The organism is Candidatus Binataceae bacterium (assembly GCA_035500095.1).
Classification (GTDB): domain Bacteria; phylum Desulfobacterota; class Binatia; order Binatales; family Binataceae; genus JAKAVN01.
Map to the genome: position 1 here is coordinate 1 of DATJXN010000098.1, position 17,803 is coordinate 17,803.

The window sequence follows — 17,803 nt, forward strand, 5'->3', positions numbered from 1 at the left end:
TTTCCGTATTGAGCTGCGCCCGCATTCCCATCTGGATCAGCTCATCCAGGCGTCCCCGTTCGAGCGCCTCGCCGGTCCCTCCTTTCGAGAGCAGCTGCGCTCGATCGACGTCGATGAAGACCGGCATCCTGAGCCCTTTTATCTCCGAACGCAGCTTGCCCTGGGACGGCAAGATCCTCAGCTGGATCGCCGAGACCTCGCCGATTTGCACTCCGCGGACCTTGACCGGCGCTCCGACCTTGAGTCCGTTGAGGTTGCCCTGGAACATGCAGACGAAGCGCACCGGCCGCCGGAACATCTTGCCCGAGCCGACTACGATCAGGGCAACGATCAGGATCGCAAAGCTGGCGATCACGAACGCCCCGATTACCGCTGGACTGACCCGTTTACCCATTAGTGACGGCTCCCTCGCCTCCCTCCTGTCCCCGCGTGAGGAACCGGATTACCCGCGGGTCCTTTGAATGCGCAAGCAGGTCGTGCGGATCCCCGGTCGCGATCTGGGTCCGCGATTCCGCGTCCAGAAAGACGCTGTTGTTGGCGATGGTGAAGATGCTCGCGAGCTCGTGGGTGACCACGACGATCGTCGCGCCCAGGTTCGCGCGCAACTCGAGAATCAGGTCGTCGAGCAGGCGTGAGCTTATCGGATCGAGTCCGGCCGACGGCTCGTCGAAGAAGAGAATGTCCGGATCGAGCGCCATCGCGCGCGCGAGCCCGGCGCGCTTCTGCATGCCGCCGCTGATCTGGTTGGGGTAGAAATCCTCGAACCCCTTGAGCCCGACCAGCGCGAGCTTGAGCGCCGCGATTTCGCGGATCTGCGCCGGCGTAAGGTCGGTGAACTCGCCGAGCGGCAGGCCGACGTTTTCCGCCAGCGTCATCGAGCTCCACAGCGCCCCGCTCTGGTACAGGATTCCGAACCCCCGCAGCATCAGCTCGCGCTGCTGCGGCGTGGCCCGGGTGAAGTTGACGTCGCCGTAAGTAATCTCGCCCGTGGCCGGTTCCTTGAGTCCGATCAGATGTCGGAGCAGCGTGCTCTTGCCGCATCCGCTGCCGCCCATGATGATGAAGATGTCTCCGCGCTTCACCACGAAGTTGAGATCGCGCATCAGGACGAAACTGCCATAGGCCATCGTCAGGTTGCGCACGATGATATGCGGCTCTGCGTCGGAGCGATTGTCGCCATTGCCCGTGGCCATCGTGAGTTCTCCCTGCTCAGATCCCCAGGAAGTTGAAGACCACGGCGAACATGCCGCAGGCGACCACGATCATGACGATCGCCATGACCACCGCCTGCGTCGCCGCGTCGCCGACCGCCGAGGAGCTGTTGCCGCACTGAAAGCCCCGCAGGCACCCCGCGATCGCGATCAGCACGCCGTAGAAAGTGCCCTTGATTACGCCGCCGAACAGATTGGTCAGAGTCAGCGTCGAGATGGTTTCTCGCATGTAGCTGCCGGCCGACAGATCGAGCATCGTGACCCCGACGAACATGCCGCCGAGAATTCCGACCAGGTCCGCGAACAGGCACAAAAGCGGCATCATCAGGACCAGCGCGAGGATCCGCGGCAGAACCAGGAACTCGAGCGGCGACACGCCCATCGTGGTCAGCGCGTCGATCTCCTGGGTCACTTTCATCGTGCCCAGTTTCGCGGCGAACGCGGCGCCGGTGCGGCCGGACATGATGATCGCGGTCATCATCGCGGCCATGTCGCGCACCATGCCGATACCGACGAGGTCGGCGACGTAAATCGAGGCGCCGAACTGGGACAGCTGGACCGCGCCCATGAAGGCGAGAATGACGCCGACCAGGAACGAGATCAGGGTGACGATCCCGACCGCGTTGGGCCCGCACTCCTGGATGACCTCGAGCAGATCGATTTTTCGGTAGCGCGCCTTGCCGCGCAGAAACTTTCCGAACGCGATCGTTATCTCGCCGAGGAAGCCAATGAACTCGTTGACCGAAAGGCCGTAGCCGAGCGACGCGTTGCCCACGTGAGTCAGGAACGAGACGCGCACCGCTGCGCTGCGCGCGCCCTTTTTTTCAGGCACCGCCTCGGCCAGCTCGAGCAGGCGTCGTAGACCCGCGGGCAGGCCGCTGCGGTCTTCGGCGATCCCGCGCGCACGGCAAATCTCCGCCGCACTTGTGAGAAACGAAATCAGCCCGCTATCCCAGTGCGTCAAATCAGCGGTCTCGTAGGCGAGCCGCCGCGTGGCCGGCCGGGAACCGAGTTCGCTGACCAGCAGCGAAATGGACGGCAGATCGCGCTTGAGATGCCAGGGGCCGGAAAGATGCGCCACGAGCGTCGAATCGTCGGTCCGCTCGAACGAGATGCTCCCCTGGTCCAGCTTCGGTGCGACAGCAGCCATCGGGTTACGTATCTCCCATCCTGCCCGCTTGCGGGCAACTGCCTATGAGGGCAGTTTGCCCCTGGCGCGCGCGAAATCGGCCCCATCGCGCCTTACACCCAGGCGCTCGGCCATCAGCACCAGCTCGGCCACCGACTGCGCGGCCATCTTGTCGACTACGTGGCCGCGATGCTGCTTCACGGTCTTTTCGGCAACGCCGAGTTCGGCCGCGACCTGCTTGTTCAGCAGGCCGGCCGCGACCAGCGAAAACACTTCGCGCTCGCGCGGGGTCAAGGTTTCGTAGCGGGCTTTCAAGGTATCGAGTTCGGAATGGACGGCGCGCAAATTCCGGCTGCGTGTGCAGGCCCGCCGGATGGCGTCGATCAGAGCCGCGCCTTTCACGGGCTTTTCGAGGAAGTCGACCGCGCCGGCCTTCATCGCAGCCACGCTCGCCGGAACGTTCCCGTGGCCGGTGATGAAAACGATCGAAAGATGCGGCAGTCTCGCCTGCAGCACCTGTTGGAATCCGAGGCCGTCCAATCCCGGCATTCGCAGGTCCGACACCACGCACGAGACGCTGCTGTTTTGCGGGCTATTCAGAAACTCCCCGGCCGACGCAAAGGCTAGCGCTTCAAGTCCCTTTGCCCGCAGCAACCGGACCAGCGATGTGCGAACCGATTCCTCGTCGTCGATTACCGCTACTATCGTGCCCTGGCTCATTGCTCGCCGATAGCCAGCCTGGATTCGCACGCGATTGCGGCGTCCGGAAGCGGACAGAGAAGTGTTGGCACCGCCTGAGGCAGGGTCGCTTCCGTTCCGTGAAAAGGCTCGCGCGGGGACGAGGATCGGGCAGACACGGATCGAGGCAAAACTGATCCTTCGCAACGCGCGGAGCTTGGCACAACCGGACAATATTATCCTCAATTGCTCCGCCTTTCCACCGCGCTGGGCGCGGCGATCAGCGCCCGCGCCTGGCATCTTTGCTGGCCGCCAGCGCCTTGGAAATCGCCTCGAGCAATGAGGCGCGGGTGAACGGCTTGAACAGCACGGCCGCAGGTTTCGTCCTTTGCATCAGGTCGCGGGTGCCTTGGTCGGTATGGCCGGTCATCATGATCACCGGAAGGTCGCATCCGGCGGCGGCCAGGGTTTCGCAGAGTTGCGCTCCGTTCATCTCGGGAAGATGCACGTCAACGATCAGGCAGGCATCAGCTTTGGGCAGTTCGCTATCGAGGACCGCACGGGGACGATCGAAAGCCATCACGCGAAATCCCGCCGCCAGCATCAACCTGCGCAGTGCGCGGAGGACCGAGGAATCGTCCTCGACCAGGATCAGCGCGGGTTTCTTTGCAACTGTCAAAAGACGATTTCGTCTCCCGATGGAACGCCGGTTACGGCCGATACGCGCCACATCGAGCATGACCGGATTGCGCCGGTCGCGAAATAAGACCTTGGTCGGATTAAAATTGCGTCGATTGGCTTGAGCCAAGCCGGATCGTCAGAGGTCAGATCGGCTCGGTTTGCGCGCGGGAAGCGAGTCTCACCAATGATGCTTAAAGACCACTCCCGAAATAATACATCCTCCCATTAGTGATACCGCGTGTTGGGACGATTGCTCGATCACGCTCTGCATTACGAATGGCAGCAACCGCAATTCCGATTGAGTCCGTAGGCCTCTCTGGCTGCGGCGCAGTTTGGATCGCTACTTGCGTCTCCCAGCGACATGGATCCTGGCACTTTACTGTCGCGGCTGCTCTTTGGCGCAGCGATCGTGATGGCGCTCCTGGCATCCTTCGAAGCCTTCATGGTGATGGTGAGGCTGGTCAGGGCTCTCGAGGGCGCCTTGCTTCGATAGGCGTGCGGCCTCCCACGCCATAAAAGTGACGCAGTCGAATCTCCCTTTGCCATTCGCGCAAGCTACGCCGAAGAAGCGCCGGGGAAAGACTTATCGTGCGGCCGACCGGGCGCGGCGAAGCTGCGTCGCCCTGCCGAAAGGGCGTTGGTAGCAAGTTGAAAAAGACCGCTCGCCGTGCGCCTAATGCACGGCGAGGTCAGCAGGCCAAATCGGCCCGAAACGAGCGAACCAGAGACATCTCGCGTGATAGAGAATGGCACAGTGAAGTCGGTTCAACTTCGTCGGATGTACGCATTGTGTGTGTTGGCCCTTGCCGGATGCGCCAGTGCGGCGGTTACCCAGCAAGCCCAGCGCGCGCCTGCCGACAATGAGCAGCCCACCCAGATTGTCGTCTATCCCTTCGCGGCGAACCCGTCCGAGGTTACGCTAAACCAGAGCATCGTTCAGCGCGCCTACCGCGATGCGAGCGGCGATAACGAAAGCGCCGCGCAACTGCAGATCGCGCACGATACCGCGCAGGCGATTTGTCAGCAGGTGGTCTCCGACCTCAAGGACCAGGGCTACAACGCGGTCTGCGTCGCACGCGGGACCTACGTGGCCGGCGACAATATCCTTCTTATCGATGGTGCGCTGACCAATATCAACGAGGGCAACCGGTTACGCCGGCTGGTGATCGGCTTCGGCACCGGGTCCTCGACTCTGGACAGCGACGTGTCGATGTACCAGCGGATCGCCGGCAACCTGAATCAGGTCCTCGCATTCAGCACCCACGCCGACAGCGGCAAGATGCCGGGCGCGGCGGTGATGGCGCCGGTCGGCGTGGCCGCGGGCGGCGGCGCGGCCGCTATAGTCGGCATGAACGCGGCGGTCGGTGGAGCCAAGACCTACAGTTCATCGACGAGCAGCCTGGCGAGGAAGACCGCAACGCAGATCGTCCAGACCGTGACTGACTATACCGTGCGGGCGGGATGGCGGACGCAGTAGCGGTGCGAAGGCCGGAAGTGCCGCGGCAAAGGCGATGTCCCGGTGCATCGCAGCCCGCTTTTGCCGCCGCTAATCGTCTTGGCCAAAAGAACCAAAACGCTTGGCCAAAAAACGAAAACGCGCAAAAGCGCAAACCGTAGCCGCCCCGCCGCGCGGAAGCGCGCCGCGCGGTGCGACGCCGCTCAGGAGCGCACCGGACGGGATGCCGGCGCGCCGTCTATTGCTCGTGCTCGCGGCGTTGGCGCTCGCGGCTATCGTCCTCGTGACGATGACGATGAGCCGCTGGCGGCATCGTCGCGCCGCAGCCGAGCCGGCGGCCTCTTCCGCATCGCCGCCCGCTTTCGTCGGCGCGGCGGCCTGCGGCGGATGCCACGAGCGCGAGCTTAAGCTTTGGAACGGATCGCATCACGAGCTCGCGATGCTGCCGGCAAACGGCTCGACGGTGCTGGGCGACTTCAACGACGCCAGCATCGCCGACGGCGCGGTGACCTCGCGAATGTTCCGGCGCGGCGGCAAGTTCATCGTGCGAACCGGCGGACCCGATGGCGCGCTGCACGACTATGAAATCAAGTTCACCTTCGGCGTCTCGCCCCTGCAACAGTATCTAGTCGAGATGCCGGGAGGCCGGCTGCAGGCGCTCGGGATCGCATGGGACAGCCGCCCGCGCGAACGCGGCGGCCAGCGCTGGTTCAATCTGTTTCCCGGCATCAAGCCGGGCGCCAACGATCCCCTGCATTGGACCGGCATCGACCAGAACTGGAACTTCATGTGCGCGGACTGCCATTCCACCAATCTGCGCAAGAACTACCATCCCGACACGCGCACGTTCACCACTTCCTATGCGGAGATCGACGTCGCCTGCGAGGCGTGCCATGGTCCGGGCTCCAGACACGTGGCATGGGCCGCGCCCAGCGCGCCTCGGCGCGGTTACCAGGCCGGCGCCGAAGCCGATGACGGACTGCCGATCGCGTTCGATGAGCGGCGGGGCGTCAATTGGAAAACCGACCCTTTAAGCGGCAACGTGGTGCGTAGCGCGCCGCGCCGGAGCGAGCGTGAAATTCAGACCTGCGCGCGATGCCACTCGCGGCGAAGCCAGATCCACGAGGATTACGTGCACGGCCAGCCGGTCGGCGACGACTATCGCGTCGCGCTGCTCGCGGAGAACCTCTACTATCCCGACGGACAGATTAAAGATGAGGACTACGAGTACGGCTCGTTCATCCAGAGCAGGATGTACCACGCTGGGGTGACGTGCAGCGATTGCCACGAGCCGCACAGCCTCAAGCTTCGCGCGCCGGGCAACGGCGTCTGCCTGCAATGCCATGCCGCCGCCAGGTACGATTCCCCCGCGCATCACTTTCACCAAACCGGATCGCCGGGCGCGCGATGCGTCGAATGTCATATGCCGGCGCGAATCTACATGACGGTCGATGCGCGGCGCGATCACAGCATTCGCATTCCGCGCCCCGATCTCTCGGTCAAGATCGGCGTGCCGAACGCCTGCACTGGATGCCATCGCGACAAATCCGCGGATTGGGCGGCGAGCGCGATGGTCAAGTGGTACCGGCATCAGCCGGTGGGATTTCAGCGTTTCGCCGAGGCGCTGAATGCCGGAGCGATCGGCGCCCCGGAGGCCCCAAGCGCCCTTGCGCAACTCGCCGCGGATTCCGAGCAGCCGGCGATCGCTCGCGCGAGCGCGCTCGCGCTGATGGCCGGCTACTCCGAATCCGATCGCGGCGAGCCGATGCGCGCGGGCGCGCGCGACGCCTCGCCGCTGGTCAGAGGCGCCGCCGCCCGTCTTCTGCCGCAAGCCGATCCGCAGGCGAGTCCGGACGTGTCCGCGCGGTTGCTCCGCGATCCGGTACGCGCGGTGCGAATCGAGGCGGCGGAAGCGCTTGCGGGTGCGCCCGCGGGCGCCCTGGCCGAGGGAGAGTCGGCCGCGCTTCAAAGAGCGGTCGGCGAATATATTGCGGCGCAGGAGCTGAACGCGGACCGGCCGGAGGCGCATAGCAATCTCGCGCTTTTGTTCGCGAGGGAGAAGCGGTTTGACGAGGCGCAGCGCGAACTTGCAACCGCGCTCGCGCTCGATCCGTCCTTCGCGCCGGCCGCCGTGGACCTTGCCGATCTCGATCGCGAACTTGGGCGCGAGGCCGACGGCGAGCGCGTGCTGCGCGAGGCCATCGCCCGTTCACCGGCCGACGCGCCGCTCCAGCATGCGCTCGGCCTGCTGTTGGTGCGCCAGGGACACAGGCAGGAGGCGCTCGAGCATCTGGCGGCGGCCGCGCGGCTTGACCCCGCCAGCGCGCGCTTCGCTTACGTGTACGCGGTGGCGCTCAATGGCACGAGGCAAGGGGGCAAGGCGCTCGACGTGCTCGAGGACGACGTGGCGCGCCATCCCTACGATTGCGACGCGCTCGGCGCGCTCGCGGCCTTCTACCGGAGCGCGGGAAATTTCAAAATGGCCGACGGTTACGCGAAACGTCTGGCCGAACTGGGTTCCGCCTGTCCGGCGCAACCATCGGCTCAATAGGACCTCACAGGTGCCTCGGCCGCCACGCGGGCAATCAACGGGAGTTTCTGTTAAACATGCCGTTACCAGGAACCTGACGGACATCGATTATGGGTGACAGCTTTGCCGGCCTGAACAACATCTTCAACGACACCGATGCTTGGCGAACCGCGTCGATGCTGGGGTTCGCGATGCTGGTCGCGTGGCAGGCGGGACGACGGCTTGGGCGGCGGTTGCGGGTCGAAGACACAAAAATACCCGTATCCAAATTCCTCGACGGAAGTCTTGCGCTCCTGGGCCTGCTGCTCGGATTCACTTTCTCGCTGGCGATCGTCAAGTACGATCAGCGCCGCTTGGCGCTGCTTGCCGACAGCAACGCGATCGGCGACTTCTACACCTGCGCGACCCTGCTGAAGGACCCGGTGCGAACGCAATTGCAGTCGGTGGTTCGCGACTATACGAGGCTGCGCGTCGAGTTGGCGTCCAGGCCGGTCAATCCGGCCGAGTTCGAAGACGCGCTCGAGCGGATGCAGCACATGCAGGACCGCATGACCGCCCTTGTCGATCAGGCCCTCACGGCGGGCACGCCGATCTCGGTTTCGTTGACCAACACGCTCAATGGCCTAATCAGTAACCACGCAGCACGCCTCGCCGCGGTCCGCGACCGGCTGCCGGTGAGCGTCGTGTTACTGCTGCTCCTGGCCGCGGTTGTCGCCTCGCTATTGGTCGGGCGCGAACAGGGAGCGTCGAACGAGACCGACCTTGCGGGGACCGTCTGCTTCGTTGCGCTGGCAACCTTCGTCGTCTTCGTTATCCTCGACCTCAACCAGCCCGAGCGCGGCCTGATTACCATCAATCAGGAGCCGATGCTCCGGCTCCTGTCATCGATGAAATAGGCTCGCGCGAAGCAACCTGCGGGCTATGGCTGCGCGCTCTGATGCACGGTCCAGCCGTTGCCGGTCAGTTGCTGCTGCGCAAGCGGCGTCATCCCGGCCGGAATCCACAGCACGCGGTTCTGCTGTGCCAGCAAGGCAGGAGTGGTCACGAAACCCGCTATCCGCGGAGTCCAGGATACGTAGTCAACCGGCGCGGGCAGAATCACGGTATTGTTCTGATCGCGCGCGATCAGGATCGAGGGCGCTCCGAGATTCGTGATCGCGGCTTTTTGCTGGCTCCACTGAGCGAGCATTCGGATCGAAGTCACGAAGAATCGCGCCTGGTACTCTGTGAGCACGTTGCTCAACGCCACCGCCACCAGGCGGCGGCCAGGGATGCTGCCGAGGCTTTCCAGATCGGTGACCGCGGAAACCTGCAGGCTCAGCGGAATCGCGGTGTTGTGGCTGAACGCGGCAATCTCCGCCTGTGAACAGCCGATATCCTGCAGCTTCTTTTCGACCAGCAGAATAAGGTCGCCCTTCGGCGTCTGATAGACTAGGTCGTTGGTGAACTCCACCCCTGTGATAATCATCGAGCCGGGGACGGCGACGCTGACCGCGGTATTGACCGCCAGGCGCGCCGAGAACATCACCCAGGCCGTCGAGTTGAGCTTCTCCTTCAGAATCGGATTCGTAGTGTACGGATCGACGTGCAGCTTTTTCGCCAACTGCCGGCGGACGTCGTCGTAGCCCAGAGCCGTGAGCGTAATATTGGCCGTCTCACCGGCGGTCTGGGAGGCCCGCTCGCCGCCGCTCTCGGAGGAATTCGTCGCCGTGGCCCAGAGCGAGTCCGCGCCGAGACTCACCCGGCCAAAAAACTCGCCGACCCCGCTTGGCAGGCCGGTCACCGTATCCAGCGGATGGGTTACCATCTGCACGCCCATCTTGACCGGTCGCGCGGCGCTCTGCGCGAGCGCCTGAGCGAAGACCGTCGACTTCCGCATCTGTTCGAGTTGTTCGATCGCAGGAATCTCCGACAGGCGTATCTTCAGGAGATTGAGACTCTCGACCTCGTACGATCCCGCGTCCTCGTGAAACACCGACTGGTCCAACACGATCGTGTAACGGCCCATCGCTCCGTTAGTCATCACCAGCGGCTCGACGTGATACCCGGGGCCCGCCAGCGCAGCCGCGGGCAGGAGTTGACTCGCGTTTACGATGGGCGGTTGCTCGAACTGGCCGGCGCTCTGCGCCCATAGCGCCTGCGGGGCAAGGACCAGCGTTACTGCCATCAGATAGCGTTTAAGTCTCGCGCGGCGGGCGGATCGGGTGCCGTTGGATGAGTCAGCCTGGGTCACTTCATTGCTCCTGTAGATCGTTGAGTCGGCGCGCGCCGAACTGGATTTAGCCGCCGGTGGATGCCCGCGCGGGCGCTTTGAAAAACAATCGGACCAGGGCTCCATCGCCCATGGCCCGGTTGATCTCCTGCAAGGTCAGGTAGGCCGAAACGATGAGACAGATGAGCAGCACGCAGCCAAGAAAGCGGTCGAGATTGGCGTTGGCGATCATTATCGCGACGGCGTGTCGCAAGTCGCCGTTCTTGCGGTAGGCGTCGAAGATCTTCTCGCCCATCCAGACCGCGATCACCGCCAGTCCATAAATCACCGTCTTGCCGACGACTACGACGGCGCGCGGATAGCGACTTGCGTTGCGTTTGGATTCCGCCCAGTCCATCAGCAGCATCACCTTGGCGAGAATCAGCGCACCGACCGCGGCCTTGGAAAACGCGTAGAACTCGATCGAATATTGCTCGATAAACAGTTTGAGCAGCAGCAGGATGACCATCAGCGCGGCAAAAAAGAAAATCACCGATGGCAGCATCTTGATAAATTCGTCCGCCGTCAACCGCGCGGCGCTCGCCATCCCGGCCGACAGCCGCTGCATATTTGTGCCCTTCATCGCCATCTCCAGTTACTGGCGGAAGATTACCGCCACCAGCGCCACCACCCCCAGGACCGAGATCGACGCCGCGACCAGTCCTGCCAACGAGCGAGGACACTGCGGGTACTGCGCCTTGAGGAGACGGATGTTCTGCCGGTATTCCATGGTGGCGAGCGCCAGCGCTCCCAATCCAATCAAGACCAGCGCCAGCGCAAACTCGCGCGGACCGATCAGGCGAGCTGTGTAAGCGCTGCCATGTCCTTCGATCTGAAAGAATTTGTATATGCTGAAGCCGAAAGTGATGAGCGAAGTCGCCGTCCGGATCCAGGACATCATCAGGTTTTCGTAGGCGATGCGCGTTCGCTCCAGGTCGAACCTCGCCGCCGCATCTATTTCCGGCGCGGCCTGCGGCTGCTGATTGGTCATCGAGTAAATCCCTGCTTTCAGGCCGGCCGCCGCCGCATCGCGCTTCGCACGATCGTGATGCTTCGTTCGGTGACTCAAAAACGGCGATTGCTTCCATTGCTTCTACCCTTTTGAGTCGGCGGACGCTATCGGGCCGCTCGCCGCCGCGCCAGACAGGAGAAAAGTGACCGCGAGAGACCCGAATTTAGATCCGGGCCACGGATACCCATAGCCAATACGACCCGGCCCTGCTCGCGGAAAGGCCTGCGGAGGGTCGGTACCGCCGGCCTGCGGATTCGACTCTGGCAGCAAAACGGCGATGCGCACAGTTGGACTTTGGTCCTAGTCGGGCGTGCGCGGCGCGCAACGCATGAATAAAGCGCGGACGCTCGGCGTCAGTAGTTGAGTACCATTGATTGAAACAGACGTTTCAGATAAAAACGTCCACCGGCTTGATTGAAACAAACGTTACATGAAACGGCTGGTACAGGAATGAAGAAAGACGCGGCACCTGAACGCCGGGTGAAGCTGCTCGACGACGTCGTTGAATATCTACTTAGCAACGGCCTCGCCGGGCTTTCCCTGAGGCCGCTGGCGGCGGGGATAAATACGAGCCCGCGGATGCTGCTCTATTTCTTCGGCTCCAAAGAGAAACTGATATCCGAAGCTATGGCAGAAATCCGTCTGCGCCAAAGGGCCGACTTTGCGCGGGCGATTGCCGGACACGGCGGACGCGAGGAACGGCTCCTGCGCGCGTGGAGCGCATGGTCGTCGCCGAAGACCGCGAGATTCTGGAAGTTCTGCTTCGAAGTTTATGGGGCCGCGCTGCAAAAGCCCGGACAGTTTGCGGAATTCCTGGAACGATTTATCAACGAATGGCTGACGCCGTTCGAGCAGGCGCTTCGCGCCGCCGAGGTGCCGCCCGCGCGTGCGCGCCACCTCGCCACGCTTTCGTTGGCCGCGATGCGCGGGCTGCAGTTCGACCTGCTCGCGACCGGCGCTCGGCCGCGCATCGGCGCGGCATTTCGCGAGCTGCTGGGCCTGCTGGCCGTGGCGATCCGCGAGGCTCGCGACGCGCCAGCCGGAGCAAAAGCGGCATCGCCATCGATGAGTCGCGGACGAGAGACTGAGAGGGCGCCCGCGATGGCTGAAGTACGGGCCCCGCGCCCCCGGCCGCGGCGGCGTGGAAGAAACCGGATTGATCAATGAAAGGAGGCGCTCATTTATGGCTCTCCCCGCATTCGACAGGAAAAAACTGACTCGCGACACACTGGCTGCGATCGCGCAGTTCGGCGCCGGCAGGAAATTCGTCGGGCATGACGGCCGCCAGTACATCGTCCGAGGGAGCGAGAAGCCCGAGTCGGAAACTTTCATCGACGTGGCGGTGAACATCGACGGCGTGGATACGGCGGTAGCGAGGTACGCCGTGGTCCTCATCAGGATTGCCGGGCAATGAACGATCCGGCAAACGGAATTCAAAGACCGCCCAATGGTCGGGCGCAGACTGTTGGACGGGTGCAGGAACAGATGGCTGAAGAAAAATCCCGCCGCACGAATGCGGCCGTTAAGAGGTCGACCACAGTGATGACTTTGCAGGAGGTCGCGGACTACCTACGAGTGACGCGTTCAACGATCCATCGGTTGCTCAAGCGTAATGAGATTCCGGCGTTCAGAATCGGCAGACACTGGCGTTTCAATGTCGAAGAGATCGAGAACTGGTGCGCGTCGCGCGCGTCGGGCAAAGGTCCTGCGATGGATGCCTAAGCGGATTCCCAGGAACACCGATCCCGCGGCCGTGGTGCTGGTGGGCGACGCCTGCTGTTCGATGCGGTCGAGCCTTCCCGACCGGGGTCCGCGGGACCGCCGAAGCGGTCAGCCATGCGCGCCTTGCAGCGCTGACTGAATACTCAGTCTGCCAGCAGCTCGTGAAGGATGCCGTCTATCGCCGGGTTGTCGCGCGGGTTCATCGGCGCCATATGTCCCCAGATCGAAGAGATGACCCGGCATCTGGCTCCGGCAATATGTTGCGCCTCATACTCGCTGTCGGCCGGCGGAAAATAGCGGTCGTTATCGACCGGCGCCACGATAGTGCGCGCCCTTATCGCGCCGAGCGCGGCCTCGAAGTTGCCGCGGTAGGCCGGATTGTCGCTGATATCGCCGTTGAGCCAGGTCCATAGCTGCGAGAGGAGGTCGTTGGCGTCCAGGCGCATGAAGAACGGCTCCCAGAAGTAAGCGACGTGCTCCTGATAGTCATGCGCGCCGAAGTCCCGATACACCTCGGTGCGGAAGAAGGGTTCCGACGTTCCCCATCCGGCATAGATCGCCGCAAAGGCTTTCAGCCCATCGATCGGAGGCCGATCGTAAAAGCCGCCGGCGAAGGCCGGATCCAGTTCGAGCGCGCGTCTGAGCGCGAGCAGGAAGACCTTGTTGTATGACGCGGTCCGCGCCGACCCCGCGATCGGACACGCGGCGCGCACCATGTCCGGGAATTGCGCCGCCCACTCGAAGGTCTGGCACGCGCCCATCGACCATCCGGTCACCAGGCGCAAACGCGAGAGCCCGAGCTTTTGCGTGAGCAGGACGTGCTGGAGGCGGACGTTGTCATGGATCGTGACCTTGGGGAAGCGGCCGCGTTCGTTGGGCGAGAGGGTGTTGCTGGGCGAAGAGGAGAGCCCGTTGCCCAGCAGGTTGGTCATGACGATGAAATACTTGCGCGGATCGAGCGCGCGGCCCTCGCCGACCATGAAGGTTTGGATGTCGTTGTGTGTTCCGGTGTACCAGCTTGGCACCAGGACCGCGTTGTCGCGCGCGGGACCGAGATTTCCGAGAGTTTTGTAGGCGAGGCGGGCGAGCGGAAGAAAACCGCCGTGCTGCAACTGCACGCCAGGCACTTCGAGCACTTCGTAGTCGCTCATAGTCGCTTCCCTCAGGGTTCCTGCGATGTCTGACGGCCGCCAACTGCACCTGGCCGGCGCTGCCTGCTTATATCAGATTTCCATGCGAACGTATCGCAAAATCAATGGAGCGCGGTTGAAGCATCGGGCCGCGATTGCTACATCGACGGCACGGAAGATCAACCGGCTATGAATATTTTGATGAAAGCGCTCGCGAGGTTGTTTGCGCTGTCGATCGCGATTTGCGTCCTGTCGGGGATTCTCCCGCTCGCGGGCTTCGCGCAAAACCAGACCGCAGCGGAGCTCGCGGCCGAAGAAAAACTCATCACGGATTTCACCGATCCGCTCACCACCCTGCCGCAGATTTCCATCAGAGATGCCTTCACCCCCGCGAATTTCGGCACCAACGTTCAAACCAATCAGGTGATCCTGAGACCGATCATCCCGCGGCTGCCGCAATACTCGCTCTTCCCGTTTGTGCAGCTTATCCGGCCGACCTTTACGCTGGTGACGGTTCCATATCCCAAGGGCAATACGCGCACGGAATTCGGCGACATGCAGTTGTTCGATCTGGCGGCGCTGCCGTGGCCGTCGCGAGGAACGGGACTGTTGATTGGGGTGGGTCCGATGTTCGTTTTTCCCACCGCCACCTCGAGGAGCGCCGGCCAGGGCGCCTGGCAGGCGGGCCCGGCAATAGGCGCGGTTTACAAGGGCATACCCTCGCTGGTCTGCGGGTTCGTCTTGCAGGACCCGATTTCCTTCGCCTACACCTCGCGCAATCGTCCGCCGCTCAACACGATCCAGTTTCAGCCGGTGGCGGCGGTGCACGTATGGGAAGGTTGGTACCTGCGCTCCGCCGAGGCAACGTGGCTCGTGGGCCTGCATCGCAATTCGTCGACCGTGCTGCCACTGAGTCTTGGAATCGGCGATGTGATCATTCGTCCGAACCTACCGCCGCTCAACTTCTTCGTGAGCGGCCAGTGGACGGTCTATCGGCAGTTTTCGCCCGTCGCTCCGCAGACCGGCGTCAATTTCGGAATGATCGCGGGATTTCCAGAATTCAGATCGTGGACGTGGTGAACTTGGAGGTCAGCCGCTCTCTTCAGGCGGGTTCGCGGCGTCGGGACCGGGCGCCGAATCCTGCCCGGACCGCTGCGGCGGAGTTCCCGTCTGCTGACTCATCGATCTGCTCATCTGCATTCCCACCAGGCGAGCGACCAGGATGGCCAGGTAGAACTGGCCAGTGACGCCTTCGGCGATCGCCGCGTAGCGCGCCTTCATCGTCAGCGGAGAGATATCGCCGTAGCCGATCGTGGTCAGGGTTACCAGGCTGAAGTAAACGAGGACCAGGACGACGGACTCCTGCTTCTCTGTCGGCACGTTCGCGGTCACCACGTCAGTACCGGGAAAACTGAAGGCATGAGGTTCGATCTGATAGGTCAGCGTGTAGAGAAACGCCCAAGTAAGTCCGATCAACAGATATACCGAAATCGACATGCAGATGGTTTCGCTCGTGACCTCCCGCTGCCGCAGGACCGCGCGCAATTCATGCCAGGTGATGAAGGCAAAAAACAGCAGCCATGAAACCGAGCCGATGATTCCAAGCTTATGATTCGAGGAAAAGAACATTGCGAGGCGCTCGGCCGTCGCCGCCGCGGCCAGGATCCATCCTATGATGTTGCGCCGCCTGCGCTCGGCCACCAGTTTGCGCTCCTCGCCGACCAGCTCGTCGACCTGGATGGTGTAGAGCCCGAGAACCAGCAGGGCCAGGATCATCAGGCTGAATATGATGAGCGTCGCCCTGTTGTTGCCGATCAGCGGCCGGGTCGCGAAGGCCGCGATGATAGCCGCGAGCAGCGCACTGTGCCTGTGCGGCATAAAGTGGCGGCGGATGGCTCCGCGCAATCGGTCGAGGGCGCTCTCCTCTGACATCTTCGTTCCTGCTCTTGCCGCTACGATCGCGCTTCGGCCTCGGCGCGGATCGCCGCGGCGATATCGCCGCTGACCTTTGCGATGGCCCGGCTGTGCGCGGCCGCTAACGCGTCGAATCCCTCGCCCTTCACCGGCTCCTGCGCGACCGTGCGGCCCGAGCGCGTCTCGCCGCCGGCGGTTTTTCGCACCGTCCATACCGCCTCGACCAACGCCGCCTGCCCCGGCACCGAATCGAAGCGCTGGACGTCGATCGTCACCCGATAGGCCGGAGCGAAATTGGCCAGCGGGGCGACCGCCACGTTCGGGGTCCCGAGCAGCTTGACCAGGTCGCCGGCGACGGCTCGCGCGATCGCGTCTCCCAGCGGCGAGGCCCAGCGATTGAACTCGTCCACGTCGACGCGATTGGGCGCGACCTGGACCACGAACTGCGGCCGATCGACCGCGGCGGGCACGCTTACCGGGCCGACCATGACCGCGTCTGCGCCGGACGCTGCGCCGGCGGGCGCGGCGGTCGAGTCAAGCGTATAGAAGCGCGAGGGCGCCGTCGTGCCGCAGCCGGATGCAGCCGCCGCGATGAAGGCGGTTAGAATAGTCAGATGCGCGATGCGGCTTGTGGCCATCACTTTGCCTCTCCGCTCTTGCCGTGCAGCAGCGCCTCCGGATGGCGCTCGAGAAAATCGGTCAGCACGCGCACCGAACGGGCCGCGTGGCTTATCTCCTGCAGCGTGTTGTCAAGCTCCTGGCTCTGCACCGAGTTCGGTTCGACGAAATTGTTGGCGTTCTCGATCGTGCCGCGCGCAGTCACCAGAGTTTGATTCATGGTGTTCAGCGTCCGATTGGCGGTCGTCAGAGTCAGGTCGAGGTCGTCGAGCGTCTTGCGCACGCCATCGCCAATCTGCTCGAGCGGCATCTTGTTGAGCTTGTCGATGATATTGGTCAGCTTTTCTTCGGTCTCCTGGAGCTGACCCGGAGTGGTCGGCAATTGCACCGGCTTTTGCGACCAATCGATCGCCGCCGGCGTCGCGTTCGGGAAATAATCGAAGGAAACGAACACGGCTCCGGTCAGCAGGTTCCCGGTACGCAGTTGCGCGCGGACGCCGTGCTCTATCATCGAATCGAACAGCTTGCGGCGCATCGCATCGAGATCTAGTCCGTTCCTTAAGCCCACGAACTTGACGCCGAGCCGCTGCGCGTCCATATGGATCGTGACCGGCACCGAGAACTTGAGCGTCTTCAGATCGACCTGCGCGCGCACCGCGGCAACTTCGCCCACCTGAACGCCGCGGAACTCCACCGGCGCGCCCACGTTCAGCCCGCGCACCGATTCGTTGAAGATCAGCTCGAAGGTCTGCGGGCTGCGCGCGGCTGGCTCGTAGGCCTTGGTGCGGTTATCGAACAGGGTGAAAACGGTGTTCGCGTCGGCGGCGGGCATGGGTCGCGCGTCTGCCGGGGTTTCGAACGCGATCCCACCAATCAAAATCGAGAGCAGCGACTGGGTCTGCACGCTCAAGCCGTTGGCGGAGAGCTGGAGATCGATTCCGCTTGCCTGCCAGAAACGTGTATTCGCGGTGACGTACCGATCGTAGGGCGCGCGCACGAAGACTTTCAGGGTAAAGGACATGCCGTCGCTGTCGAGCGCGTACGACGCGATCTGTCCGACCTGCAGGCGGCGGAAAAACAGCGGCGTCCCGGTGTCCAGCGAGCCCAGGTCGGGGGTTTTCAGCACAAAGAAGCGCCCCGACACGTTGCCGGTCACCACCGGCGGCGTCTCGAGCGCGACGAACTCGCGCCGGCTCTCCTTCGAGGTGCCGATTTCCATTCCGATATAGGCGCCCGAGATGAGCGTGCCCAGGCCGGTCACGTTGGCGCCCGAGATCCGCGGGCGGACGACCCAGAAGCGCGTGTCGTCGAGCAGGAAGTTCTCGGTCCGCGGCGCCATCTGCGCCGTTGCGATGACCCGCTCGTGATCCTGCGCCAGGCGGATGCCCGTGATTGTGCCGATGTCGACGCCCCGGTAGTTGATCTTGGTCTTGCCCGCTTCCAGCCCTTCGGCCGACTGAAACACGATCGT

Annotated in this window: 19 protein-coding genes; 7 read left to right on the forward strand and 12 right to left on the reverse strand. The window is 63.4% G+C overall.

Annotated features, from left to right (window positions below):
- The 5 genes from VMI09_10060 to VMI09_10080 form a co-directional block, all read right to left on the reverse strand.
- Nucleotides 1-394: MlaD family protein (locus VMI09_10060; protein ID HTQ25031.1), on the reverse strand; the 394-nt coding region annotated here is incomplete at its 3' end.
- A complete protein-coding gene (locus VMI09_10065; GenBank protein HTQ25032.1) occupies nt 387-1,193 on the reverse strand; it encodes an ATP-binding cassette domain-containing protein in 807 nt (268 codons plus the stop codon). The genes VMI09_10060 and VMI09_10065, both read right to left, overlap by 8 nt.
- Before the next feature lie 16 nt (nt 1,194-1,209).
- Nucleotides 1,210-2,361: an ABC transporter permease gene (locus tag VMI09_10070; GenBank protein ID HTQ25033.1), complete on the reverse strand. Its 1,152-nt coding sequence runs from the start codon at nt 2,359-2,361 to the stop codon at nt 1,210-1,212.
- Nucleotides 2,362-2,403: 42 nt separating this feature from the next.
- Nucleotides 2,404-3,318 (reverse strand): response regulator, encoded by a 915-nt coding sequence (locus VMI09_10075; protein HTQ25034.1) that lies wholly within the window; start codon nt 3,316-3,318, stop codon nt 2,404-2,406.
- Complete coding sequence (locus tag VMI09_10080) at nt 3,299-3,757, reverse strand: response regulator (protein HTQ25035.1); 459 nt, start codon at nt 3,755-3,757, stop codon at nt 3,299-3,301. The genes VMI09_10075 and VMI09_10080 overlap by 20 nt, the downstream gene beginning before the upstream one ends.
- A gap of 696 nt (nt 3,758-4,453) precedes the next feature.
- Here VMI09_10080 and VMI09_10085 point away from each other — a divergent pair.
- The 3 genes from VMI09_10085 to VMI09_10095 all read left to right on the forward strand — a co-directional run bounded on the left by VMI09_10085 (nt 4,454) and on the right by VMI09_10095 (nt 8,581).
- On the forward strand, nt 4,454-5,176 hold the full coding sequence (locus VMI09_10085; protein HTQ25036.1) for a DUF4410 domain-containing protein: 723 nt from the start codon (nt 4,454-4,456) through the stop codon (nt 5,174-5,176).
- Between the two features lie 202 nt (nt 5,177-5,378).
- Nucleotides 5,379-7,706: a cytochrome c3 family protein gene (locus VMI09_10090; GenBank protein HTQ25037.1), complete on the forward strand. Its 2,328-nt coding sequence runs from the start codon at nt 5,379-5,381 to the stop codon at nt 7,704-7,706.
- 89 nt (nt 7,707-7,795) lie between these two features.
- Nucleotides 7,796-8,581, forward strand: coding sequence for a hypothetical protein (locus tag VMI09_10095; GenBank protein HTQ25038.1), 786 nt, complete (start codon nt 7,796-7,798; stop codon nt 8,579-8,581).
- 23 nt (nt 8,582-8,604) lie between these two features.
- Here VMI09_10095 and VMI09_10100 read toward each other — a convergent pair whose 3' ends face one another.
- From VMI09_10100 to VMI09_10110, 3 genes are all read right to left on the reverse strand, one after another.
- Entirely contained in the window at nt 8,605-9,852 is a 1,248-nt protein-coding gene (locus tag VMI09_10100) for a hypothetical protein (GenBank protein HTQ25039.1), read from the reverse strand.
- 112 nt (nt 9,853-9,964) lie between these two features.
- Entirely contained in the window at nt 9,965-10,519 is a 555-nt protein-coding gene (locus VMI09_10105) for a hypothetical protein (protein ID HTQ25040.1), read from the reverse strand.
- A 12-nt stretch (nt 10,520-10,531) separates the two neighbouring features.
- On the reverse strand, nt 10,532-11,005 hold the full coding sequence (locus VMI09_10110) for a DUF202 domain-containing protein (GenBank protein ID HTQ25041.1): 474 nt from the start codon (nt 11,003-11,005) through the stop codon (nt 10,532-10,534).
- A 393-nt stretch (nt 11,006-11,398) separates the two neighbouring features.
- Here VMI09_10110 and VMI09_10115 point away from each other — a divergent pair, with 393 nt between their 5' ends.
- The 3 genes from VMI09_10115 to VMI09_10125 are packed head-to-tail and all read left to right on the forward strand — an operon-like array spanning nt 11,399 to nt 12,670.
- Nucleotides 11,399-12,115 (forward strand): TetR/AcrR family transcriptional regulator, encoded by a 717-nt coding sequence (locus VMI09_10115; protein ID HTQ25042.1) that lies wholly within the window; start codon nt 11,399-11,401, stop codon nt 12,113-12,115.
- A 16-nt stretch (nt 12,116-12,131) separates the two neighbouring features.
- Nucleotides 12,132-12,362, forward strand: a complete 231-nt coding sequence (locus tag VMI09_10120) for a hypothetical protein (protein HTQ25043.1) — start codon at nt 12,132-12,134, stop codon at nt 12,360-12,362.
- Entirely contained in the window at nt 12,359-12,670 is a 312-nt protein-coding gene (locus VMI09_10125) for a helix-turn-helix domain-containing protein (GenBank protein ID HTQ25044.1), read from the forward strand. The genes VMI09_10120 and VMI09_10125 overlap by 4 nt, the downstream gene beginning before the upstream one ends.
- Nucleotides 12,671-12,813: 143 nt before the next feature.
- Here VMI09_10125 and VMI09_10130 read toward each other — a convergent pair whose 3' ends face one another.
- Nucleotides 12,814-13,821, reverse strand: a complete 1,008-nt coding sequence (locus tag VMI09_10130; GenBank protein ID HTQ25045.1) for an alpha/beta fold hydrolase — start codon at nt 13,819-13,821, stop codon at nt 12,814-12,816.
- Nucleotides 13,822-14,001: 180 nt separating this feature from the next.
- Between VMI09_10130 and VMI09_10135 the strand changes: the two genes are divergently transcribed.
- Nucleotides 14,002-14,880, forward strand: coding sequence for a hypothetical protein (locus VMI09_10135; GenBank protein ID HTQ25046.1), 879 nt, complete (start codon nt 14,002-14,004; stop codon nt 14,878-14,880).
- A gap of 9 nt (nt 14,881-14,889) precedes the next feature.
- Here VMI09_10135 and VMI09_10140 read toward each other — a convergent pair whose 3' ends face one another.
- The 3 genes from VMI09_10140 to VMI09_10150 all read right to left on the reverse strand — a co-directional run.
- Entirely contained in the window at nt 14,890-15,732 is an 843-nt protein-coding gene (locus tag VMI09_10140) for a potassium channel family protein (GenBank protein HTQ25047.1), read from the reverse strand.
- A gap of 20 nt (nt 15,733-15,752) precedes the next feature.
- Nucleotides 15,753-16,352 (reverse strand): PqiC family protein, encoded by a 600-nt coding sequence (locus VMI09_10145; GenBank protein HTQ25048.1) that lies wholly within the window; start codon nt 16,350-16,352, stop codon nt 15,753-15,755.
- Nucleotides 16,352-17,803 (reverse strand): MlaD family protein (locus VMI09_10150; GenBank protein ID HTQ25049.1); only part of this gene is annotated, 1,452 nt, incomplete at its 5' end. The genes VMI09_10145 and VMI09_10150, both read right to left, overlap by 1 nt.